Origin of the sequence: Nonomuraea sp. NPDC023979, assembly GCF_040639085.1 — a bacterium.
Taxonomy (GTDB): domain Bacteria; phylum Actinomycetota; class Actinomycetes; order Streptosporangiales; family Streptosporangiaceae; genus Nonomuraea; species Nonomuraea ceibae.
In genome coordinates, this window is sequence record NZ_JBEZZG010000011.1 from 58623 (window position 1) to 81648 (window position 23026).

At 72.5% G+C, this 23026-nt stretch carries 21 protein-coding genes and 1 pseudogene; 3 read left to right on the forward strand and 19 right to left on the reverse strand.

Annotation, left to right across the window (positions count from 1 at the left end; all coding sequences use genetic code 11):
- Positions 1-135: 135 nt before the first annotated feature.
- From ruvB to pgsA, 16 genes and pseudogenes are all read right to left on the reverse strand, one after another.
- Positions 136-1167, reverse strand: a complete 1032-nt coding sequence (ruvB, locus tag AB0G11_RS20790; RefSeq protein ID WP_219502170.1) for a Holliday junction branch migration DNA helicase RuvB — start codon at positions 1165-1167, stop codon at positions 136-138.
- Positions 1168-1234: 67 nt separating this feature from the next.
- Positions 1235-1855 (reverse strand): Holliday junction branch migration protein RuvA, encoded by a 621-nt coding sequence (ruvA, locus tag AB0G11_RS20795; protein WP_219502169.1) that lies wholly within the window; start codon positions 1853-1855, stop codon positions 1235-1237.
- A 287-nt stretch (positions 1856-2142) separates the two neighbouring features.
- Positions 2143-2637: pseudogene (gene ruvC, locus AB0G11_RS20800) on the reverse strand (crossover junction endodeoxyribonuclease RuvC); the annotation flags it as partial.
- A 479-nt stretch (positions 2638-3116) separates the two neighbouring features.
- Positions 3117-4277 carry a GNAT family N-acetyltransferase gene (locus tag AB0G11_RS20805; protein ID WP_308125658.1) on the reverse strand — a complete coding sequence of 387 codons (1161 nt, stop codon included), beginning with the start codon at positions 4275-4277 and terminating at the stop codon, positions 3117-3119.
- A gap of 11 nt (positions 4278-4288) precedes the next feature.
- Positions 4289-6316: a sugar ABC transporter permease gene (locus AB0G11_RS20810; protein WP_357587479.1), complete on the reverse strand. Its 2028-nt coding sequence runs from the start codon at positions 6314-6316 to the stop codon at positions 4289-4291.
- A gap of 94 nt (positions 6317-6410) precedes the next feature.
- Positions 6411-7163, reverse strand: a complete 753-nt coding sequence (locus AB0G11_RS20815) for a YebC/PmpR family DNA-binding transcriptional regulator (RefSeq protein ID WP_219502167.1) — start codon at positions 7161-7163, stop codon at positions 6411-6413.
- A gap of 6 nt (positions 7164-7169) precedes the next feature.
- A complete protein-coding gene (gene pdxT / locus AB0G11_RS20820) occupies positions 7170-7814 on the reverse strand; it encodes a pyridoxal 5'-phosphate synthase glutaminase subunit PdxT (RefSeq protein ID WP_357587481.1) in 645 nt (214 codons plus the stop codon).
- 4 nt (positions 7815-7818) lie between these two features.
- Positions 7819-8994 carry an MFS transporter gene (locus AB0G11_RS20825; protein WP_357587483.1) on the reverse strand — a complete coding sequence of 392 codons (1176 nt, stop codon included), beginning with the start codon at positions 8992-8994 and terminating at the stop codon, positions 7819-7821.
- Positions 8995-9004: 10 nt separating this feature from the next.
- The gene (locus AB0G11_RS20830) at positions 9005-9433 is read right to left on the reverse strand and encodes a MarR family transcriptional regulator (RefSeq protein WP_219502165.1); all 429 of its coding nucleotides are present in this window, start codon (positions 9431-9433) and stop codon (positions 9005-9007) included.
- Positions 9434-9507: 74 nt separating this feature from the next.
- A complete protein-coding gene (locus tag AB0G11_RS20835) occupies positions 9508-11199 on the reverse strand; it encodes an alkaline phosphatase D family protein (RefSeq protein WP_357587485.1) in 1692 nt (563 codons plus the stop codon).
- Positions 11200-11332: 133 nt separating this feature from the next.
- Positions 11333-12259, reverse strand: a complete 927-nt coding sequence (pdxS, locus tag AB0G11_RS20840; protein ID WP_219502163.1) for a pyridoxal 5'-phosphate synthase lyase subunit PdxS — start codon at positions 12257-12259, stop codon at positions 11333-11335.
- A 108-nt stretch (positions 12260-12367) separates the two neighbouring features.
- Positions 12368-13387 carry a DUF3048 domain-containing protein gene (locus AB0G11_RS20845; protein ID WP_357587487.1) on the reverse strand — a complete coding sequence of 340 codons (1020 nt, stop codon included), beginning with the start codon at positions 13385-13387 and terminating at the stop codon, positions 12368-12370.
- 62 nt (positions 13388-13449) lie between these two features.
- A complete protein-coding gene (locus AB0G11_RS20850) occupies positions 13450-13992 on the reverse strand; it encodes a hypothetical protein (protein WP_308125656.1) in 543 nt (180 codons plus the stop codon).
- Complete coding sequence (locus AB0G11_RS20855; protein ID WP_219502161.1) at positions 13989-15119, reverse strand: glycosyltransferase family 4 protein; 1131 nt, start codon at positions 15117-15119, stop codon at positions 13989-13991. Before AB0G11_RS20855 ends, AB0G11_RS20850 begins: the two co-directional genes overlap by 4 nt.
- Entirely contained in the window at positions 15116-16024 is a 909-nt protein-coding gene (locus AB0G11_RS20860; RefSeq protein ID WP_219502159.1) for a phosphatidylinositol mannoside acyltransferase, read from the reverse strand. Before AB0G11_RS20860 ends, AB0G11_RS20855 begins: the two co-directional genes overlap by 4 nt.
- Positions 16021-16623, reverse strand: coding sequence for a phosphatidylinositol phosphate synthase (gene pgsA / locus AB0G11_RS20865; protein WP_219502156.1), 603 nt, complete (start codon positions 16621-16623; stop codon positions 16021-16023). Before pgsA ends, AB0G11_RS20860 begins: the two co-directional genes overlap by 4 nt.
- Positions 16624-16789: 166 nt before the next feature.
- Here pgsA and AB0G11_RS20870 point away from each other — a divergent pair, with 166 nt between their 5' ends.
- Together AB0G11_RS20870 and AB0G11_RS20875 are read left to right on the forward strand one after the other, a co-directional pair.
- Positions 16790-18928 carry an elongation factor G-like protein EF-G2 gene (locus AB0G11_RS20870; protein WP_357587489.1) on the forward strand — a complete coding sequence of 713 codons (2139 nt, stop codon included), beginning with the start codon at positions 16790-16792 and terminating at the stop codon, positions 18926-18928.
- 127 nt (positions 18929-19055) lie between these two features.
- Entirely contained in the window at positions 19056-20624 is a 1569-nt protein-coding gene (locus AB0G11_RS20875; RefSeq protein WP_357587491.1) for a family 10 glycosylhydrolase, read from the forward strand.
- A 9-nt stretch (positions 20625-20633) separates the two neighbouring features.
- Here AB0G11_RS20875 and AB0G11_RS20880 read toward each other — a convergent pair whose 3' ends face one another.
- Positions 20634-21164, reverse strand: a complete 531-nt coding sequence (locus AB0G11_RS20880; RefSeq protein WP_246644316.1) for an HIT domain-containing protein — start codon at positions 21162-21164, stop codon at positions 20634-20636.
- A gap of 83 nt (positions 21165-21247) precedes the next feature.
- Here AB0G11_RS20880 and AB0G11_RS20885 point away from each other — a divergent pair, with 83 nt between their 5' ends.
- On the forward strand, positions 21248-21739 hold the full coding sequence (locus tag AB0G11_RS20885; RefSeq protein WP_357587493.1) for an Asp23/Gls24 family envelope stress response protein: 492 nt from the start codon (positions 21248-21250) through the stop codon (positions 21737-21739).
- A gap of 25 nt (positions 21740-21764) precedes the next feature.
- Here the strand turns inward: AB0G11_RS20885 and AB0G11_RS20890 are convergent, their stop codons facing one another.
- Both AB0G11_RS20890 and AB0G11_RS20895 read right to left on the reverse strand, forming a co-directional pair.
- Positions 21765-22565, reverse strand: coding sequence for an alpha/beta hydrolase (locus tag AB0G11_RS20890; RefSeq protein ID WP_357587496.1), 801 nt, complete (start codon positions 22563-22565; stop codon positions 21765-21767).
- A gap of 27 nt (positions 22566-22592) precedes the next feature.
- Positions 22593-23012, reverse strand: a complete 420-nt coding sequence (locus tag AB0G11_RS20895; RefSeq protein WP_219502145.1) for a DUF1579 domain-containing protein — start codon at positions 23010-23012, stop codon at positions 22593-22595.
- Positions 23013-23026: the final 14 nt, after the last annotated feature.

The window sequence follows — 23026 nt, forward strand, 5'->3', positions numbered from 1 at the left end:
GCGCCGCTCAGCCCGTCAGCCTACACAGCCAGCCAAGCCACGGAGTGTAGGCGGTTGTTGCGAAACGCGGCAACGAAGCAGCGTTTCGGCGCGCGGGGAAGTTCCCAATTTGAAACGGTTGCAACCGTTCTGTAATCAGTCGAGAGATGTCGCTCCGAATGCATGTGGTGGGGGGGTCATGCCTAGGTGCGTCCAGGCGGCGGCGGTGGCCACACGGCCGCGCGGCGTGCGCGCGAGCAGCCCCTGACGCACCAGGAACGGCTCGGCCACCACCTCCACGGTCTCCGGCTCCTCGCCCACGGCCACGGCCAGCGTCGACAGCCCGACGGGCCCGCCGCCGAACTTGCGCAGCAGCGCGCCCAGCACCGCCCGGTCGAGCCGGTCGAGCCCTTCGGCATCGACTTCGTAAAGATTGAGCGCCGCCGCCGCGATCTCCCGGTCGATGACCCCGCCGGCGCGCACGTCGGCGAAGTCGCGCACCCGGCGCAGCAGCCGGTTGGCGATGCGGGGCGTGCCGCGCGAGCGGCCGGCGATCTCGCGGGCGCCCTCCTCCGGCAGGTCGACGCCCAGCAGCCCGGCCGAGCGGTGCAGCACCAGCTCCAGCTCCTCGGGCTCGTAGAAGTCCATGTGCGCGGTGAAGCCGAACCTGTCACGCAGCGGCGCGGGCAGCAGCCCCGCCCGGGTCGTGGCGCCGACCAGCGTGAACGGCGCGATCTCCAGCGGGATCGCGGTCGCGCCCGGCCCCTTGCCGACCACGATGTCGACCCGGAAGTCCTCCATCGCCAGGTAGAGCATCTCCTCGGCGGGCCTGGCCATCCGGTGGATCTCGTCGATGAACAGCACCTCGCCCTCGGCCAGCGTCGACAGGATCGCCGCCAGGTCGCCGGCCCGCTCCAGCGCCGGGCCCGAGGTGATGCGCAGCGGGGCGCCCAGCTCCGCCGCGATGATCATGGCGAGCGTCGTCTTGCCGAGCCCCGGCGAGCCGCTCATCAGCACGTGGTCGGGCGGGCGCTGCCGGCGCAGCGCGCTCTCCAGCACCAGCGACAGCTGCTCCCTGACCCGGGACTGGCCGATGAACTCCGCCAGCCGCTTGGGCCGCAGCGCGGCCTCGATCTGCAGCTCGTCGCCGCCGGCGTCGGGCGACACCAGCTCCCGTTCGAAACTCACGTCTCACCCGCCTCCCGCGTCGCCCTCCAGCATCCCACCGCGCCGGGACCGCCCGCGCCACCGGGCTTCATCGCACGCTCAGCGCGCGCAGCGCCGACTTGAGCAGCGCGGCCACCTGCGGGGTGCGCCCGGCGGCCACCTCGGCGTCGGCCTCGGGCTCCACCGCGGCGACGGCCTCGTCGGCGTCGCGCGCCGAATAGCCCAGTCCGACCAGGCCCGAGTGCACCTGGTCGCGCCACAGCGCCACGCGCCGCTCGCCGCGGATCGCCGCGTTGACGGCCTCCTCCGGGGTGCCGAGGCGGTCCTTGAGCTCCAGCACGATCCGCTGCGCGCCCTTCTGCCCGATGCCCGGGACCTGCGTGAGCGCCTTGAGATCGGCGGCGGCCACGGCCACCCGCAGCGCGTTGGGCGTGTGGACGGCGAGCATCGCCAGCGCCAGCTTGGGCCCGACGCCGCTGGCCGTCTGCAGCAGCTCGAACACGGCCCGCTCGTCGTCGGTCGCGAACCCGTACAGCGTCAGCGACTCCTCACGCACCACCAGCGAGGTGGCCAGCCGGGCCTCCTCGCCCAGACGGAGCGTGGCGAGCGTGCCGGGGGTGCAGTGGGTCAGGATGCCGACGCCGCCGACCTCGATGACCGCCCCGTCGGGAGCGATCGCGGCCACCCGGCCGGCCACCGACGCGATCACGACGCGCTCCCCTCGCCACGCCCACCGGACCGCCGCGCCACGACGGGCTGTCCGGGCTGTTCGGGCTGATTCGGCTGTACGGATTGTCCAGGCTGTACGGGCTGTCCTGGCTGCACGTGCTTCCCGGGCTCTACGGGTTGGCCCAGCTGCACGGGTGGGCGGGACTGCCGGGGCGCGGCGGACTCTGGTGTCGGGGCGGGCTCCCGCGTCGGGGCGGACTGCCGGGGCCGTACGGGCTGCCGTGCCGGGGCGGGCTGGGCGGTGGTGCGGCGGCGGGCGGTGGCCAGGGCCTCGGCCAGGCGATGCTGCGGGCCGCCGCGCCACACGTGGCAGATGGCCAGCGCCAGCGCGTCGGCCGCGTCGGCGGGCTTGGGCATCTCCTTGAGGCGCAGCAGCCGCGTCACCATGGCGCCGATCTGCTTCTTGTCGGCCGTGCCGCTTCCGGTGATGGCGGCCTTGACCTCGGAGGGCGTGTGCAGCGCCACCGGGAGGCCGCGCCGGGCGGCGCACAGCACCGCGATGCCGGCGGCCTGGGCGGTGCCCATCACGGTGCGCACGTTGTGCTGGCTGAAGACGCGCTCCACGGCGACCGCGTCGGGGCGTACGTCGTCGAGCCAGCTCTCGATCCCCGCCTCGATGCCCACCAGGCGCGCGCCCAGCTCCTCGTCGGCGCCCGTGCGGATCACCCCGACGGCGACCAGCCCGAGCGGCGCGCCGGGGCGGCCCTCGACGGCCCCGATGCCGCACCGGGTCAGCCCCGGATCGACGCCCAACACCCGCACCGGTCTGCCTCCGTTCGCCGAACACCTGTTCGGCACGAGACTCTACCCCGGCGGGCCCGGTCGCGCACCGGGAAACGCCCGCCGGAAGCACCCGGTCCACCGAACTGGCGGCCGTCCGTGGCCATCGGGGGTGGCCCGCCGTGGCCCATCGGGAGTGGCCCGGCCAGTCAGTCGGGGCCCCGGGGGGCTGATCGGGTGGCCGGCGGTGGCCCTCGGGGCCGGTCGAGGCCCTCGACGCCAGTCGAGGTCCCCGGGGCCGGTCGATGCCCCCGGGGCCGGTCGAGTGGCCCGCCGTGGCCCATCGAGGCCGCCGGGGTCCATCGGGTCCGCCAGGCCGCTCGGGTGGGCGAGCCCCTCGGCGTGGGTCAGCTCCTCAGGATGGGGCGAACTCCCCTCCGGGCGGGCAAACCCCTCCGGGAGTGCGGGCCCCTCCGGGATGGCAACCCCTCGGGGTGGGCGAGCCCGGCGAGGTGGGCGGGTTAGAAGTAGTCCAGCATGTACGGCTTGGCGGCGAAGACGGTGTCGAGCACCTCGTCGTGGCGTTCGTCGCCGGACATCAGGCCGCTGCGGCGCAGCGTGGCGGCCGGGACGCCGGAGTAGAGGGCGGACAGGGCGTTGATCCCGAGCAGCGGGACGCCGTCCCCGGGGTCGCGGTCGAGCCGGGTGGCCGCGCCGGAGCCGCCGGAGAACTCCAGCCGCCAGACGCCGGAGTTGGCCGGGCGCAGCGGGTCGTCCACCCGCACCACGGCGGCCGCCGACACGCCCGCCGGATAGCCCCTTCGCTCGATCGCGGCGGCCAGGTCGAGCACCCGGAACATCCACCGGGTCTGCTCGACCGTCTCCTTGCCGCGCTCGCGCAGCAGCCACAGCACCGGGTCGTCGGGGGCGACGGTGGCGACCACCCGTTTGGCGATCGAGGAGGCAGTGCCCACCAGCGACCACAGCGCGGCGGCGGTGTCGGCGGAGCCCGCCACCAGGTTGTCGACCTCCATGTCGCCGCCGCTCCAGCGGTAGACGAGGAAGCCGTCGGCGGCCAGGTAGAGGAAGTCGTCCTCCTCGGCGAGCCACTGCCGCCAGATCGTCTCGTCCCAGGAGATGGGGCCGCTGGAGCGGGCGGCGCCGTGCACCCGGTGCAGGACCGAGATCACCTCGGCCGCGTCGTCGGGGCCCATGCGGCGCAGCTTGACCTGCTGCGACGGCGCGAGGACGCGCAGATCCTCGGCGCGCAGCGTCACGATGTGCCGCGCCCCGGCGTGCTCGAAGCCGAGCTTGCGGTAGATCGGCGTCGTGGCCGGGTAGAGGGCGGCCACGGCGTCGCCGAGCGTGACGGCGCGGTCCAGGGCCGCGCGCATGATCATGGTGCCCAGGCCGCGGCCCCGGTCCTCCGGGCTGACCGTGACGCTGGCGACCCCCGCCAGTGACTGCGGCCTGCCGTGCCACCACTGGGTGAACGGTCTCAGCCGGGTGGTGGCGGTCAGCCGGTCGCCGTCGAAGGCGCCGAGGTAGCGGCCTTCGGGCAGGCCGGGCAGCACGGTCGCGCGCCAGCTCCGCACGTCGGCGGCGGACAGCAGCCCGAAGGAGCGCTTACGGATGTCGAGGGCGGCGTCCAGGTCGTCGGCCGTCAGGTCACGGATCTCCACAGTGCCCCAACCTACGCAGCCGGGGCACTCCCCCGCGAACGGGTTTCGCGGCCGGTGGTGACGGCCAGCCGGTCCAGGTAGAGCAGTTGCGCGGCGACGGCGGCGGCCAGCATGAGCACGACGACGACCAGCGGGGTGGCGAGCCCGGCCGGGGCCGGTCCGCCGGCGAACTGGGACAGCGCCATCGCCTGGACGGCCGGGGCGGTGGCCAGGGCCGGATCCTGGACCGCCAGGAGGGGCCACAGCAGGTCCTGGGCGTTCACGAACGTGACGGCCAGCACCAGGATGCCCGCCATGGGCAGCGAGGGCAGCAGGACGCCGCTGAGGAAATCGCGCTCGTTCGCGGCGGCCAGGCCCTTGCACAGCAGCGTCAGCACGAGCAGCGCGGGCACGCTGACGAGCAGCGGCGGGATCAGCGCGACGAACGTGTCGATGAGGCCGAGGCCGCGCAGGGTGTTCCAGTTGGCGATGCTGAGCGGGCCGTCGCCGACGAACAGCCACGGCGCGAACGGCAGCAGCAGCCACTCGCTGCCCCGGCCGAGCGGTCGCAGCCCGCCGATGCCGAGCGCGGCCAGGTACGCCACGCCGACCGACACCACGGCGCCCACCAGGGCGGGGACCCACGTGTTGAGGTGCGTGCGCAGCCCCGGCGGCAGGCCGCGCTCCTCCCCGGGCTCGAACAGCGCCGCCACCCACGGCCAGGTCAGCCAGAGCGTCACGGCCGCGACGACGACCAGCGCCGCCACGCCCACGGCCACCGCCGCCGGCGACGCCCGCCGCTCCCCCGCCCCGGGCCCGGAAGCCTCGGCGCCGTACGGGAACGGGCCGCCACCGGGAGCGGAAGGCCCACCGGGGAAGCCGTCGCGGGGAGCTGAAGGCCCACCGGGGAAACCGCCGCCGGGCGCGGACGCGCCACCGCCCGGCGTGAAGAACCCGCCCCCGGCCGCGTGCCCTGCGGGGGCGGAGGCGCCCCCCTGGCCGGCGCCGGGTGCGTACCCGAAGGAGGGGACGTTCCCCGGCCCGCCGCCGGGCGCGTATCCGGCGGAGGGGGCGCTGCCCGGCCCGGTGCCAGGCGCGGGCCCGGCGGCCGCTGGGGTGTCCCCCGGGCGGGGGGCGGGTGCGTACGCGGAGGGCGGGACGGTGCTCGGGATCTTCCCGAGCCCGAGCCCCTGCCCGGCGGCGGCCGAGGCGGGGGTCAGGGGGCGGTGGGGGGTGAGGGTGATGCGCAGGCCGCTCGCGGCGGCGATGACGGCGGCGGCAACGCCCAGGACGCCGAGCAGGACGCCCAGGACGGTCGCGACGGAGGCGCCGAGGCCGAGCCGGATGGTCTTGAAGGCGAAGGTGTGCTGCAGCAGTGCGAGCGTCTGGGTCGAGTCGAGCGGCCCGCCCTGCGTGAGGGTGAGGCTCATCGTGAACGTCTGGAGCCCGGCGGCGACGGCGGCGAGCGCGACCAGGGCGCCGACGGCGAGCATCGAGCGGGTCACGGTCCCGCCGCGCAGCGCGGGCAGGAACGCCATCACGGCGAGCGCGCACACGACGCCGAACATGGCCGCCGCGAAGATCAGCCGGAAGGCCCCGGGGGCGGTGTCCGGCCGGGACAGCTCGCGGGCCACGGCGGTCAGGCCGCCGGTGCGCGGGTCGAGGCCGCGCAGCCAGGAGGCGGCCACGGCCGTCGGCGAGAACGTCACGAGGGCCAGCGACAGCGCGACGCGCCCGGCGCGCCGGGGCCAGGTGCCGGCCCGGTCCAGGGCGAGCGCCAGCAGCGGGGCGACCACGAGCGCCACGAGGAGCGGCATGAGCGTGATCGACAGGGTGAAGCCCAGGGCCGGCCAGAACGGGCCTTCGGCGTCGAGGACCGTGCCGTAGTTGTCCAGTCCGACGAACGTGCTGGGCCCGGTCAGCCCGCCCCTCTCGAAGCTGAAGGCGATCGTCTGCACGGTGGGCAGGACCAGCGTGATCAGCATGCCGATGACGGCGGGCATGAGGAGCAGCCAGCCCAGTGCGCGCGGCGGGGGTTCGGTGGCGGTGCGGGAGGTCACGACGCCCGACCTTACGCCGACTCGCGGCGGCGCGGCTACGCGACGGGCGAATGTCACAGCGCCCGCCGGCCCCCGCGCGGGGCGGGGGCGCGCGTCAGGCGTCGAGCTTCTCCATGACCTCGTCGGAGACGTCGAAGTTGGCGAAGACGTTCTGCACGTCGTCGCTGTCCTCCAGCGCCTCGATGAGGCGGAAGACCTTCTTGGCGCCCTCCTCGTCGAGGGGCACGCTCATCGTCGGCAGGAAGCTCGACTCGGCCGAGTCGTAGTCGATCCCGGCCTCCTGGAGCGCCTTGCGGACGGGGACGAGGTCACCTGCCTCGGAGACGACCTCGAAGGAGTCGCCGAGGTCGTTGACCTCCTCGGCGCCCGCCTCCAGCACGGCCATGAGGACGGTGTCCTCGTCGAGGCCGTTCTTGGGGACGAGCACGACGCCCTTGCGGTTGAACATGTAGGACACCGAGCCGGGGTCGGCCAGGGAGCCGCCGTTGCGGGTGAGCGCGACGCGCACCTCGGAGGCGGCGCGGTTGCGGTTGTCGGTGAGGCACTCGATGAGCACCGCGACGCCGCCGGGCGCGTAGCCCTCGTACATGATGGTCTGCCAGTCGGCGCCGCCCGCCTCCAGGCCGCCGCCGCGCTTGCGGGCCCGTTCGATGTTGTCGTTGGGCACCGAGTTCTTCTTCGCCTTGAAGATGGCGTCGAAGAGCGTCGGGTTGGCGTCCGGGTCAGGGCCGCCGGTCCTGGCCGCCACCTCGATGTTCTTGATGAGCTTGGCGAACAGCTTGCCGCGCTTGGCGTCGAGTGCGGCCTTCTTGTGCTTCGTCGTCGCCCATTTGGAGTGGCCGGACATCGGCTACTAGTCCCTCACTGTCGATACAACCATGTCTACGAAATACCGGTGCACGCGCGTGTCACCCGTGAGCTCCGGGTGGAACGAGGTCGCGAGCAGCGATCCTTGCCGGACCGCGACGATCCTATCCCCAGGCTCGGCCCTGCCCAGCACTGTGACGCCCGATCCGACGGATTCGACCCACGGCGCGCGGATGAAGATGGCGTGCACGGGCTCGCCCGCGAAGTCGAGATCGGCCTCGAAGGAGTCGACCTGGCGGCCGAAGGCGTTGCGGCGCACGACCATGTCGATGCCGCCGAACGTCTGCTGACCGGCGATGCCGTCCTCGATGCGGTCGGCCAGCATGATCATGCCGGCGCAGGAGCCGTAGGCGGGCATGCCGGACTTGATCCGCAGGCGCAGGGGTTCGAGCAGGTCGAAGGTGTCGGCGAGCTTCCAGATGGTGGTCGACTCGCCGCCGGGGATGATGAGCGCGTCGACGGCGTCGAGCTCGGCGGGCCGGCGCACGGTTGTGGCCGTCGCGCCCGCTTCCTGGAGCATGCGCACGTGCTCGCGCACGTCTCCTTGCAGGGCGAGTACACCGATCGAGGGCACGTTCTTCCTTCCGCCTGATGAGCCGACACCGCTTTCAACGTCACGGGCCCCGGACATCTTCCTACACGACGGCGGGGGCGAGCGCGCCGAGGTGGTGCCTGCGGGTGAACAGCACGGCCATGCCCACGCCGCAGCACAGCGCGCCGAGCAGGTACGGGACGGGCGTGCCGAGGTCCTCGCCGAGCTTGGTGGCGAGGTACGGGGCCAGGGCGCCGCCCATCCAGCGGACGAAGTTGTAGCCGGCGGAGGCGACGGGCCGGGGCGCGTCGGAGACCTCCATGGCCGATTCGGTGAAGACGGTGTTGCAGAGCCCGATCGGGACGCCGGTCAGCACGGTGAAGGCGACGATTCCGGCGTGCTGCCCGGCCGAGGCGGTGACGGCGATGCCGATCTGGCCCACGGCCAGCAGCGCGAGCGCCAGGTGGAGCACGCCGACCGGGCCGAGGCGGCGGCGCAGCGCGGGTGCGCCGAGCACCGAGGCGAGGGCGACGCAGACGCCCCAGCCGAAGAAGACGGCGCCGATGCCGTACGGGCTCATGCCGAGGATGAACGGGGTGAAGGCGAGCACGGTGAAGAAGGCGAAGTTGTAGAACAGCGCGGTGAAGGCGGTGGTGGACAGGCCGCCGTGGGCGAGGGCGCGCAGCGGGGCGCTCAGCCGGGTCCTGGTGGCGGGCGGCGGGGTGGCCTTGAGCAGGGTGAGGATGAGCAGGAACCCGGCGGCCATGAGGGTGGCGGTGCCGAAGAAGGGGGCGCGCCAGTTCCAGTCGCCGAGCAGCGCCCCGGCCAGCGGGCCGAGGGAGATGCCCAGGCCGAGCGCGGCCTCGTACAGGATGACGGCCGATTCGGCGCCGCCGGTGGCGGCGCCGACGATGACGGCCAGGGCGGTGGCGACGAACAGGGCGTTGCCGAGGCCCCAGCCGGCGCGGAAGCCGACGAGCTCGGCGACGCTGCCGGAGGTGCCGGCCAGGGCGGCGAACACGACGACGAGGGCGAGGCCGGCGAGCAGCGTGCGCTTGCCGCCGATGCGGCTGGAGACCCAGCCGGTGACGAGCATGGCGACGGCGGTCACCAGGAAGTAGCTGGTGAACAGCAGCGACACCTGGCTCGGGGTGGCGTCGAGGCCCTGGGCGATGGCGGGCAGGATGGGGTCGACCAGCCCGATGCCCATGAAGGCGACGACCGCGGCGAACGCGGTGGCCCACACGGACATCGGCTGGCGGAGGATTCCGCCTGACAAATGATGCTCCTTACCGATTTTTCCTGCCGAACTTCGCGAGCACCGGGAGGGCGGCGGCGAGCGTGTCGCGTTCGTCGCCGGTGAGCCCGGCCAGCTCCTCCGCGATGGCGGCGATCCTGGCGCGGCGCACGGCGAGCAGGCGCTCGCGGCCCTCGCCGGTGAGCTCGACGGTCCTGACGCGGGCGTCGGCCGGGTCGGCGCCCCGCGCCACGAGACCGGCCTCCTCCAGCCGGTTGATCTGCACGCTCATGGTCGGCAGCTGCACGGCGTGCTCCTCGGCCAGCTCCGTCATGCGGCGCGGGCCGGGCTCCAGCGAGCCGAGCACGGCGTACTGCTGGCTGGTGACCGGCTGGCCCGCGGCACTGCGCCGCAGGAGCAGCACCAGGTGGCGCAGCACGGTGGAGACCTGTTCGGCGAGCGCGAGTTCGGCGTCCTTCATACTTAGCCAGTCTAAATTAGCCAAGCTAAGTATTACAAATGAAAGAAGGCGGCACGGAGGCCGCCTTCTTCTCCTTACGGGCGTTCGGTCTCCAGGCGGACCGTCTCCTCGGCGGTCATCGTGCGGCTGCGCAGCGCCGGGTCGAGCGGGCGCAGGTAGGTCTGCTGCACGCCGGGCACCCGGTCCTCGACCACGTACGTGGCCCGCGTGTACGCCTCCGCGCCGGCCTCGCGCACCTGCGGGAGCACCTTGAAGTCGGCGGTGAGCAGGTCGCGCTCGATGCGCGTCAGCACGTAGCCGCGCTGGTTGTTGTAGAACTTCAGGTGCGGGTTGATCTTCAGGAACGGGTGCGCCGCCGGGTCGGAGTCGGCGCCGTCGCCGCCCGTGGAGATCGAGCTGGCCACCAGCTCGGAGCCGACCGACGGGCCGGTCGGGTCGTCGTAGTCGAGCTTGAGGTCGCTGGCCCAGTGCGCGTGCACGTCGCCGGTCAGCACTACCGGGTTGCGCACCCCGGCGTCGATCCAGCCCTGGGTGATGCGCCGGCGCGAGGCCACGTAGCCGTCCCAGGCGTCCTGGCTGGTGATCTTGGCGGGTCCGGCGTTGTTGTCACGCTGGGCGAAGAACACCTGCTGGCCGAGGATGTCCCACTGGGCGCGCGAGTGGCGGAAGCCGTCGAGCAGCCACGCCTCCTGCTCGGCCCCGGTGATCGAGCGGGCCGGGTCGACGGCGGCCGGGCAGTCGCGGTAGCCGTCGCCGCAGCCCTGGTCGTCGCGGTACTGGCGGGTGTCGAGCATGTGGAAGGTGGCCATCCGGCCCCACCGGACGCGCCGGTAGAGCTGCATGTCGATGCCGCGCGGCACGGACCTGCGGCGCAGCGGCATGTTCTCGTAGTAGGCGCGGAAGGCGGCCTCGCGCCGGGACAGGAAGCCCGGCTGCGGGATCTCCGGCTTCTCCGGCACCTCGTCGGCCCAGTTGTTGTCCAGCTCGTGGTCGTCCCACACGACCAGCCACGGCGAGGCGGCGTGCGCGGCCTGCAGGTCGGGGTCGGCCTTGTACTGGGCGTGCCGCTGCCGGTAGCCGGCCAGCGTCTCGGTCTCGGGGCCCTCGTGGTGGCGCACGTTGCCGCCGGGGCTGTTGTACGTCTCCCGCTTGTACTCGTACTGGTAGTCGCCCAGGTGCAGGACGATGTCGGGGCGGTCCTCGGCCATGCGGCGGTAGGAGGTGAAGTAGCCGTGCTCGTACTGGGCGCAGGAGGCGAACGCCATCGTGAGCGCGCCGCCGTACGACAGCGGGTGCGGCGCGGTCAGCGCCCGGCCGACGGGCGAGACGTACGGGCCGACGCGGAAGCGGTACCAGTATTCGCGGCCGGAGCTGAGGTGGCCCACCTCGACGTGCACGCTGTGCCCCCATTCGGGCGCGGCCACGGCCACGCCGGCGCGCACGAGGCGGCGGCAGCGCTCGTCGGCGTACACCTGCCACAGCACCGGGAAGGGGCGGTTCGGCATGCCGCCCATGCCGTCCTCGGCCAGCGGCTCCTGAGCGAGCCGGGTCCACAGCACGAAGCCGTCGTGGTCGGGGTCACCCGAGGCGACGCCGAGCGTGAAGGGGTCGGTGCGCAGGCCGCGGGAGGCGAGGGACTGGGCGGACTCGGCGGCGGGGTCGGGCACGGGATCGGGCTGGGCGTGGGCGGCGCCGGCGGGAACGGCCGCCGCGGCGCCCGCCGCCAGTCCGGTGACGAGGAAGTGCCGTCGGTTGAGCTCGGGCATGGCTGCTCCTTGAGACGATCAAGGCCGGGGACGAGCGTAGCCTGACTCAGGATCATGACTCATGAGTGAACGCCATGCGACACGTAAAAGGCGACATCCTTCGCGGATGCCGCCTTTTACGGAAGTTTTCGCCTTACCAGCCGCGCTCGGCGAGCCGGTGCGGCTGCGGGATCTCGTCCACGTTGATGCCGACCATGGCCTCGCCCAGACCGCGCGACACCTTGGCGATGACGTCCGGGTCGTCGTAGAAGGTGGTCGCCTTGACGATCGCCGCGGCGCGCTTGGCCGGGTCGCCCGACTTGAAGATGCCCGAGCCGACGAACACGCCCTCGGCGCCGAGCTGCATCATCATCGCGGCGTCGGCCGGGGTGGCGATGCCGCCCGCGGTGAACAGCACGACCGGCAGCTTGCCCGTCCTGGCCACCTCGGCGACCAGCTCGTACGGGGCCTGCAGTTCCTTGGCCGCCACGTACAGCTCGTCCTCGGGCAGCGAGGTCAGCCGCTTGATCTCGGCGCGGATCGTGCGCATGTGGGTGACGGCGTTGGACACGTCGCCGGTGCCGGCCTCGCCCTTGGAGCGGATCATGGCCGCGCCCTCGGTGATGCGGCGCAGCGCCTCGCCCAGGTTGGTCGCGCCGCACACGAACGGCACGGTGAACTGCCACTTGTCGATGTGGTTGGCGTAGTCGGCCGGGGTGAGCACCTCGGACTCGTCGACGTAGTCGACGCCCAGCGCCTGGAGCACGCGGGCCTCGACGAAGTGGCCGATGCGGGCCTTGGCCATGACGGGGATCGACACGGCGGCGATGATGCCGTCGATCATGTCGGGGTCGCTCATCCGCGAGACGCCACCCTGCGCGCGGATGTCGGCGGGCACCCGCTCCAGGGCCATGACGGCGACCGCTCCGGCGTCCTCGGCGATCTTGGCCTGCTCAGGGGTGACGACGTCCATGATGACGCCGCCCTTGAGCATCTCGGCCATGCCGCGCTTCACACGGGCGGTGCCGGTCTCGGGGCCGGCGGTCTTCTGGGCTTCGGGCGTGCTGCTGGACACGGTCATCCTCACGAGGCTCTGGGGGGCAACGGTAAGTTATCAAACCCATGGTAGGTCCTGATGTGGCACTTCCCCGCCTGCCACGATGTCAGCTTCGGCGGGGAGTTTTGTACGTCAAGGAGTCACAGGCTTGCGGCTGGCGAGCGCCACCCAGACCTGCCCGGGCGCGAAGTTCATCGGCTCGCCGCTCTGAGTGGTGAACGTCGTGCCGCCGTCCTCCGATTCCCGCTCCCACTTCGCCTTGTACGCCTTGCCGTCCCGCAGCACGATCGCCGAGCCCTTGCCGGTGGTGTGCACCAGCGGCGTGTAGCTCTGGTTGCTGTCGTGGAACTGCGAGCGCTCGGTCTTGGTGTACTGGATGACGATCGTCGGGGCGCCGAGCTGGCCGCCCTCGGCCGCCATGTCCTTCTTGCCGTCCTGCCAGATCAGCCACTGCTTCTTGGCCTCCGACCAGGCGAAGGTGAAGCGGGCCGCGGGCCACCTGACCGTGTAGGACTTGCGCTCGACGCCGCCCTCGGCGGGCGGGTCGCCGAAGGTGAAGCCGACGTCCTTGGCCTTGCTCGCCTTCGGCGCGGCGGCCAGCAGCTTCTTGGTGTGGGCGAACAGGTTGTAGGGGGCGAAGCGGCCGGGCTGGCGGAAGTACGCGCCGGGCACCCGGCTGTCGGAGACGTCGAACAGCGACGCCTCGGCGATGAACGGCAGCATCTTGGTCTGCGCGCCCGAGTAGGAGAACGCGGGCTTGCCGAACATGGGCGCGATGTGCAGGTCGGAGATGCGGGCGCTGCGGACCGGGCCGACCTTGGCCGGGATCTTCGACGAGAAGATCGCCATGAGCCGCGTCAGGCCCGCCTCGACCTGCTCGATGTAGACGATGTCCGCGCTCTTGAGCCCCATCTGCGGCTTGCCCGCGGCGGTGTTCTCGATCTTGACGGCGACCACCGGCTTGGCCCCGCCCGTCATCGGCAGGCCCGTGAACGGGTGCAGGTTCTCCGGCGTCGGCTCCTCGACCGGCGCCTGCGACGTGGCGGCCTGCGGCACGTTTCCGGGCGCGGGCTCCTCCGACGAGCAGGCCGCCAGCGGGAGAAGGACGGCCGCTCCGGCCAGCGTCACCGTGATCATCCGGGGTAGCCGCACCTGAAATCTCCTCCGCTCTTGCCTGAAACGGAAGGAAGCTTACCGGTCTACCCAAAATCGGGTCATTCAGTTGCCATGGCTGCCGGCGGATCGTCGTCGATCTCGAAGAAGTCGGGGTACTCGGTGTGCCCTGCCAGGCGCAGCGTGCGCGCCAGCCAGCGGCGCTGCGCCGTGCGCGTCACCCCGACCGCGTTGTTGTAGAAGCGGCGTGAGTAGACGACCTTGGCCACGGCCGCGTCGAGCTCCTCCAGCAGGTCCTCGCCGCCGGGAGCCTCGGCCAGCTTCTCCCGGAAGCGCTCCTGGTCGACCGCCGCCCGCAGCGCCCGCGACAGGTCGCTCTCGGCGTGCTCGCGCTCCTCCGGCCCGGCCGTCCTGGCCTCGTGCGCCGCCGCCGCCAGCACCAGCGACGTCGCCGGGTCGAGCAGCCGCGAGCCGGCCAGCTCCAGCACCACCGCCCGCCGCCGCGTCAGCGCCGCCTCCAGCGCCTCGCGGGCCAGCTCCAGCCGGATGTGCAGCCGGTCCAGGCGGCCCGCCCGCCAGGAGATGTAGACCGCCGTGAGCACCACGACGATGCCCACGATCAGCACGATCATGGTGGATGTCACAGGTCTTCCTCCACCCGGCCCGCCCCGCCGGCCGTCACCGTCTCGTACACCCGCACCACGTCACGCGCCACCGTCGACCAGTCGTACTTCATGACCGCGACCAGCGCCTCCTCCGCCAGCTTGGCCCGCCGCTCCGGCGCGTCGAGCAGCGCGGCCGCCTCCCGCGCGAGCGAGGCCGCGTCGCCGTTGGCGAACAGCGCGCCCGCCTGCCCCTCGCCCAGCACCCGCCGGAACGCCGGGATGTCGCTGGCCAGCACCGTCGCCCCGGAGGCCATCGCCTCGGCCAGCACGATCCCGAAGCTCTCCCCGCGCGTGTTGGGCGCGCAGAACACGTCGACCGAATGGTAGGCGCGGATCTTGTCGGCCTCGCTCACCATGCCCAGCACCGTCACCCGGTCGCGGAACGCCTTCGGCACCTTGTCGTAGACGTCCTTGGCGTCGCCCGGCCCGGCGATCAGCAGCTTCAGCTCCGGCCGCTCGGCCGCCAGCAGCTTGAACGCCTCCAGCAGGATCGGCAGCCCCTTGCGCTCCTCGTCCATCCGCCCCAGGAACCCGATCGTCGCCCCGTCGGGCCCCCACCCGTCGAGCGGCTCCGCCTCGGTGTAGCGGCCGACGGTCACCCCGTTGGGGATCAGCACCGTGTCGCCGCCGAACTGCTCCACCAGGCTCTTGCGGGCCGCGTCGGAGACCGCGATGCGCCCGCTCAGCTTCTCCAGCGCGCTGCGCAGCAGCGGCTCGGCCACCGCGATCGCCCGCGAGCGGGTGAAGGAGGCGTGGAACGTCGCCACGATCGGCCCCCTGGCCGCCCAGCAGGCCAGCACGCCCAGGCTGGGGATCAGCGGCTCGTGGATGTGCAGCACGTCGAAGCCGCCGGTGCGCACCCAGCGCCGCACCCGCGCCGCCGAGATGAACCCGAACGACATCCGCGCCACCGACCCGTTGTAGGGCACCGGCACCGCCCGGCCCGCGCCCGTCACGTACGGCGGGAGCTCGTCGTCGTCACTGGCCGGCGCGATCACCGACACCTCGTGCCCCTGCGCCATCAGCGCCTGCGCCAGGTCGTCGACGTGCTGCTTGACCCCGCCGGGCACGTCCCACGAATACGGGCACACGATCCCGACCCTCATGGCCGCAGGTCCTCCAGCCAGAGCCGCTGCAGCATGTGCCAGTCCTCCGGATGCTCGGCGATGCCCTTCTCGAACACCGCGGCCAGGCTCTGCGCCACCGCCGCCACCTTCTCCTTGCGGCTGCCCTCGGCCGGGACCGGGATCTCCTCGTGGATGTGGATGCGCCAGTCGTCGCCCTCGAACGACAGGATCGCCGGCAGCAGCGCCGCGCCCGTCTGCACCGCCAGCAGCGGCGGCCCGGCCGGCATCTTCGTCGTCGCGCCGAAGAACTCCACCTCGACGCCGCTCTTGGTCAGGTCGCGCTCGGCCGGCAGGCACACCACGCCGCCCTTGCGCACCCGGGTCGCCAGCGTGCCGAAGTTGTGGCCGTCGCCGCCGGTGAGCGGCAGCACCTCCATGCCCAGGCCCTCGCGGAAGCGCACGTAACGGCGGAACAGCGACTCCGGCCGCAGCCGCTCGGCGACCGTGGTGAACGGGTGGCCGACCGCCACCAGCCAGGCGCCCGCCTGGTCCCAGTTGCCCATGTGCGGCAGCGCCAGCACCACGCCGCGCCCGGCCGCCACCGTGTCGTGCACGTGCTCGGCGCCGACCGTGTGGCTGCGCCGCACGATCTCCTCCGTCGTCATCGACGGCAGCCGGAAGATCTCGTGGAAGTAGCGGAAATAGGAGCGCATCCCGGCCCGGGTCAGCTCCCGCAGCTCCGCGCTGCCGGGCGCGAGCCCGGTCACCCTGGCCAGGTTGGACTCCAGCCGGCGCACCGACCGGCCGCCCCTGGCCCACACCCGGTCCGCCAGGAACCGGAACACCGCCGCCGTGGGCCGCTCGGGCAGCAGCGGGACCACGGTCCAGCCCGCCGCGAACCCCGCGGCCACGACTCGATCGGTGAAAGACGGCTTGCCGCTCATCGCTCCCTCGTCTGCCGGTAGACGTGAACCACGCGCTGTACCACGGTGACGGCACTGGCCGCCGCGAGCAACCACATGCCGGCCTCCAGGACGTAGGGCACCCCCAGCCCGGAGAAGCAGGTCGCCACCAGTGCGACCACGAGCCGCTCCGGCCGCTCGGCGAGCCCCACGTCGCAGGTCAGCCCGAGCCCCTCGGCCCGCGCCTTCGCATAGGACACCAGCGCGCCCGCCACCAGGCAGAACAGCGTCACCGCCGCCATCAGCGCGTCGCCCGTGGAGATGAAGTAGAGGATCAGCCCGGCGAAGATCGCCGCGTCGGCGACCCGGTCGAGCGTGGAGTCGAGGAAGGCCCCCCAGGTGCTGCCCCCTCCCCCGCCCAGCCGCGCCACCACGCCGTCGAGCAGGTCGAACAGCACGAAAACGGTGATCACCAGAGCGCCCGCGGTGAGCAGGCCCAGGGGGAAGAACAGCAGGGCGGACACGACAGTGCCGAGGGTGCCGATCGCCGTGACGGCGTCGGGGCCGATCCCGCGGCGGACCAGGGCCCTGCCCAGCGGGGTGAGTATCCGGGTCATGGCCGGGCGCAGGAGTTTCAGCATCGCGCTGTCGATCGTAGGCCATCCTGAGGGCGGCGACTTTCTTTGCCCTGCCCCCCTTGTGATATTCGCCACAGGGGTATTTGGTGAACACACCGCGTCCATGCGGTTGCCAGAACCCCTCCGCGCGGGCGCGGCGTTGGCACGCACCGACGACGCGGGAGGCGAAGTGGCGGACAAGAACGCGAACGCGGCCATGGGAGCCGCGGGCAGGGCACCAGCGGCCGACAAGGCGGACGCGATACGCAATGTCGTCCTGGTCGGCCACTCCGGATCGGGCAAGACGACCCTCGTCGAGCAGCTCCTGGCCGCCACCGGCACCATCCAGCGGGCCGGCCGCGTGGAGGACGGCAACACCGTCAGCGACTTCGACGAGGTCGAGGTGCGCCAGCAGCGCTCGGTCAACCTGGCCCTGGCCCCGCTGACGCACAACGGCATCAAGATCAACCTGCTCGACACCCCCGGCTACGCCGACTTCGTCGGCGACCTGCGCGCCGGGCTGCGGGCCGCCGACGCCGCGCTGTTCGTCGTGTCGGCCTGCGACGGCGTCGACGGGCTCACCCAGATGCTGTGGGAGGAGTGCTCGCGCGTCGGCATGCCCAGGGCCGTCGTCATCACCAAGATCGACCACCAGCGGGCCGACTTCGACGAGGTGCTCGCCACCTGCCAGGACGTCTTCGGCGACGGCGTCGCCCCCCTCTACCTGCCCGTGATCACCAACGGGCGCGTCAACGGCCTGATCGGGCTGCTGACGCAGAAGTTCTACAACTACGCCACCGGCTCGCGCACCGAGAACGCCCCCGGCCCCGAGTACGAGACCCGCATCGAGGAGTACCGCGGCCCGCTGATCGAGGGCATCATCCAGGAGAGCGAGGACGAGTCGCTCATGGAGCGCTACCTGGAGGGCGACCCGATCGACACCGGCGTGCTCGTCGACGACCTGGAGAAGGCCGTCGCCCGCGGCAGCTTCTACCCCGTGCTCTGCACCGGGCTCGGCGTCGGCGCCCAGGAGCTGCTGGAGCTCATCACGCAGGGCTTCCCCTCCCCGCTCGAACACCCGATGCCCGAGATCACCACGCTCGACGGCAAGCCCGTCACCGGCATCGCCTGCGACCCCGACGGCCCCCTGGTCGCCGAGGTCGTCAAGACCACCAGCGACCCGTACGTGGGCCGCATCAGCCTGGTGCGCGTCTTCTCCGGCACGCTGCGCCCCGACATGACCGTGCACGTCTCCGGGCACGGCCTGGCCGAGCGCGGCCACGAGGACCACGACGTCGACGAGCGCATCGGCACCCTGACCTGCCCGCTCGGCAAGCAGCAGCGCCCCGCGGCCAAGGGCATGGCGGGCGACATCGTGGCCGTGGCCAAGCTGTCGCGCGCCGAGACCGGCGACACCCTGTCGGAGGTCGACCGGCCGCTGCTGATGACCTCCTGGGCGATGCCCGAGCCGCTGCTGCCGGTCGCCATCCGCGCCAGGTCCAAGGCCGACGAGGACAAGCTCGCCCAGGCCCTGGGCCGCCTGGTCGCCGAGGACCCGACGCTGCGCCTGGAGAACAACGCCGAGACCCGCCAGCTCGTGCTGTGGTGCATGGGCGAGGCGCACACCGACGTGCTGCTCGACCGCCTGGCCAGGCGGCACGGCGTCGAGGTCGAGCGGATCGAGCTGCGGGTGCCGCTGCGCGAGACGTTCGGCGGGCGCTGCCAGGCGATGGGGCGCAACGTCAAGCAGACCGGCGGCCACGGCCAGTACGCGATCTGCCATCTGGAGGTCGAGCCGCTGCCGTCCGGGGGCGGGTTCGAGTTCGTCGACAAGATCGTCGGCGGTGTGGTGCCGCGCCAGTTCATCCCGTCGGTCGAGAAGGGCGTGCGGGCCCAGATGGAGCGCGGCGTCGTGGCCGGCTACCCGATGGTGGACGTGCGCGTCACCCTGTACGACGGCAAGGCGCACTCGGTCGACTCCTCCGACATGGCCTTCCAGATCGCCGGCCAGCTCGCGCTCAAGGAGGCGGCGGCCAAGGTGCCCACGCTGCTGCTGGAGCCGGTCGACGAGCTGTCGGTGCTGGTCGCCGACGACTACGTGGGCCCGGTGATGTCGGACCTGTCGTCGCGGCGCGGCCGGGTGCTCGGCACCGAGCCCGTCGGCACCGGCCGCACCCTGGTCAAGGCCGAGGTGCCCGAGCTGGAGATCACCCGTTACGCGATCGACCTGCGCTCGATGTCGCACGGCACGGGCACCTTCCAGCGCACGTTCCTGCGCTACGAGCCGCTGCCGTCGCACCTGGCCGACAAGGTGGCGGCCGCCGACTGACCGGCGTCCCGGGAGGGCGCACGGCCCTCCCGGGAACCACCTGCCCCGGCGATAACAGAAGTGTCACGGCCCGATTTCGTTTTTCCGGTCAGAGCACGTCAGCGGGGATGCCACACTGGTGGGCACTATGCGAACCGGACGCCCCCTCCTAGCCGCAGCCGCCCTCGCAGTCGTCGCCACCGGAGCCGCCTACACCTTCGGGCCAGGCGCCGTGGCCGACCAGGGCAAGGCCAAGGCCCAGAAGAAGCCGGCCGCCGACACCGTCGTGACGGCCGCGTGCACGCCCGACGCCCGCCACCCCAAGCGCCAGCTGCGCGGCGTGTGGATCGCCACCGTGCAGAACATCGACTGGCCCTCCCGCACCGGCCTGTCCGCCGAGCGGCAGAAGGCCGAGTACGTCAAGCTGCTCGACGCCGCCGCCAAGCGCAAGTTCAACGCGGTGTTCGTGCAGGTGCGGCCCGCCTCCGACGCGCTGTACAAGTCGTCGATCGAGCCGTGGACGCGCTTCCTGACGGGCACCGCGGGCAAGGACCCGGGCTGGGACCCGCTGCCGTGGCTCATCGAGGAGTCACACAAGCGGGGCATGGAGTTCCACGCCTGGTTCAACCCGTACCGGGCCTCCTACGACGCCGACATGTCCAAGCTGCCGGCGAGCCACCCGGCCAAGCGCCACCCCGGCTGGACCGTCAAGTACGGCGACCGCCTCTACTACAACCCCGGCCTGCCGCAGGTCCGCGAGCACGTGACCAAGGTCGTCACCGACGTGGTCAAGCGCTACGACGTCGACGGGGTCCACTTCGACGACTACTTCTACCCGTACCCGGGTGAGGGCGGGACGTTCGACGATGCCGCCGCCTTTACAAAGTATGGCAAGGGCAAGAAGCTCGCCGACTGGCGGCGGCAGAACGTCAACAAGCTCATCGCCCAGGTCGACGAGGCCGTGCACGCGACCAAGCAGCACGTGAAGTTCGGCGTCAGCCCGTTCGGCATCTGGCGCAACAAGTCCGACGACCCGAGCGGGTCGGCGACGGGCGGCATGTCCGCCTACGACTCGATCTTCGCCGACGCCCGCGCCTGGATCAAGGCGGGCACCGTCGACTACGTGATGCCGCAGCTCTACTGGTCGCGCGGCCACAAGACGGCCGGCTACAAGGCGCTGGCGCCGTGGTGGGCCGACGCCGTCGAGGGCAGCGGCGTGCACCTGTACATCGGCCAGGCCCTCTACCGGGTCGGCGCCCGCGACGAGGCCGCCTGGACCAAGCCCGGCGAGCTGTCGGCGCACCTGACGCTCAACCGCCGGCATGAGCAGATCAGGGGCGACGTCTACTTCAGCGCCAAGCAGCTGCTCACCAACCCGCTCGGCGCGATCGACCAGGTCGCCAAGACGCACTACCGCCGCCCGGCGCTGCTGCCCCTGATGAAGGAGCGCGGCGGCCAGGCGCCCGCCAAGCCCGCCGGGGTCAAGGCCGCGGGCACGGCCGTCACCTGGACGGCCTCGCCCGGGGCGCGCTCCTACGCCGTCTACCGGGTGCCGAAGTCGGGCGACGACTGCCACACCACCGACGCCCGCAACCTGGTCGCGGTCGTCAACGGCCCGTCGTTCACCGCCCCTTCGGCCGGCACCTACCTGGTGACCTCGCTCGACCGCCTGCACAACGAGAGCAAGGCCGTCAAGGTCAAGGTCGACCCCGTCTAGCCCCGGGGATCAGACCCAGGCGTCGGCCAGCATCTGGCGGGTGTCGCGCAGCAGCTGCGGCAGCACCTTGGTCTGGGCCACGACCGGCATGAAGTTGGTGTCGCCGCCCCACCGGGGCACCACGTGCTGGTGCAGGTGAGCGGCGATGCCGGCGCCCGCCACGTGGCCCAGGTTCATGCCGACGTTGAAGCCCTGCGCGCCGCTGGCCGCGCGCAGGGCGCGCAGCGAGCGCTGGGTGAAGTCGCCGAGCTCGGTCAGCTCCGCCGCGCCGAGGTCGGCGTAGTCGGAGACGTGACGGTACGGCACGACCATGAGATGGCCGGAGTTGTACGGGTAGAGGTTGAGCACGGCGTAGACCGTCTCGCCCCTGGCGACGATCAGGCCCTCCTCGTCGCTCATCTTGGGGATCGCGTCGAAGGGGCAGCCGTCGCCGGGCCCCTCCCCCGTCGGCTTGTTCTCGCCCTTGATGTAGGCCATGCGATGCGGGGTCCACAGACGCTGGAAGTTGTCGGGCGCCCCGGCCCCTGCCTGATCGTGCATACGTAGCAGCATAGGGCCACGACTTGGCGGACAAACGAGGCGTACATCCGGCACAATCCAGACACGCCGTCTAGGAGGCAGCCATGAGCGAAGCCATCGCCGAGCACGCCGACCCTCCCGCACCCGCCGAAGCCGCCGAAGCCGCCGAAGCCGCCGGCCCCGTCCAGCCGCCCGCCGCCCCCGTCGTCAAGGGCCGCATCACGGTGGCGGACGAGGTGGTGGAGAAGGTGGCCGCGCTGGCGGCGCAGGAGGTGGCGGGCGTCGCCGACATGGGCGGCGACCTCGCCCGCGCCTTCGAGTCCGTACGCGACCGCGTCGGCATCGGGTCGCGGCGCGGCAACCAGGGCGTGAGCGCGGAGATCCACGACCGGCAGGTGGCGATCGACCTGACGATCGTGGTCGAGTACGGCCACGTGGTGATGGAGGTCGCCGCCGAGGTCAAGGCGAACGTGGCGCGGAGCGTGAGCCGGATGCTGGGCATGCGCGTCATGGAGGTCAACGTGACCGTGGACGACGTCCGCCTGCCGGGCGAGGGCCGCGCGGCGCCAGACCCCGCCGGCGACGAGCCGTTCTGACCGCGCGCCGGGAGGCGCGGCCGGCTCAGGAGGTGTCGCGGATCCGGTCGGCCAGGTCGACGACGGCGCCGATCAGCTCCGGCCCGGTCAGCAGGGCCGGATCGTTGTGGCCGGCCCCGGGGACCTCGACGACGGTGACCGGCCCGCCCGCCGCCCCGGCGACCGCCCTGCTCTGCTCCGGCGGCACGATCGTGTCGGCGCTGCCGTACACGACCACGACCGGCGCCCGCACGCCGGCCAGGAGCCCGCTGACCGGGAAGCGGTCGCGCAGCAGCGCCCGCACCGGCAGGAACGGGTAGCTGACCTGCCCGGCCGCCGCCAGGTCGGTGAACGGCGAGCGCAGCACCATCCCGGCGGGCGGCCGGACGGTGGCCAGCCGGGTGGTCACGGCCGCCCCCAGGCTCTCCCCGAAGTAGATCACCGGCCCGTCGCCGGCGAACTCGCGCGCCGCCAGCGCGTCACGCAGCAGCCCCTCCTCGTCGGGGCTGCCCGGGTTGCCGCCGTAGCCCCGGTAGTCCATGAGCAGCACCGGCAGACCGTGCGCGGCCAGCGCCCTGGCCAGCGGCGCCCGGTGCAGCCGGTTGCCCGCGTTGCCGCCCGCGACGAGCACGGTCACCGGGTGGTCGCCGGGCACGTGCCAGGCGCCCAGCCGCAGCCCGTCGCCGGTGGTCAGCACGACGTCACGGGCGCCCGGGACTACCTGCCCGGCCGGCGGCACCGAGCCGCGGTCGGGCAGGTAGACCAGCTTCCGCTGGAACAGCCAGAGCAGCCCGGTGAGCAGCGCGAGCACGGCCAGGACGACGAGGGCTCCGAGGGCGACGCGCACGGGCCCAGTTCACCACAGGCCGGGGCCTCACTTCACGCGGGTCATGTCCGACTGGTAGCCGCCCCCGCCCGGGTACACCCAGGCGCCGGTGACGGTGTCGCCGTCGGCGGAGAACGTGCCCCGGTAGTAGGCGGGCGAGCCCTTCTCCAGGCCCCAGATGGTGAGCGTGTCGCCCTCCAGCTCATAGACGTAGTCGAGGGTGTTGCCGTTGCTGTCGTAGTAGCGGGACTTGATGTCCTCGCTCGGCTTGTCGGCGCCGAACGGGCGTTCGCGGCCGATCATCTCCACGCCCTTGACCGGCTGGCCCTCCTGGACCAGGTCGACGTCCTGGACGAGGAAGAAGCCGCCGTCGAGCCAGCGGTAGGTGACGGTGCCCTCCGCGCCACCGGTCACGTGCCAGGTGCCGACGAGCCGGTCAAGGGCCTTGAGCTGCATGTCTTCAGTCATGCCCGTATGACGGC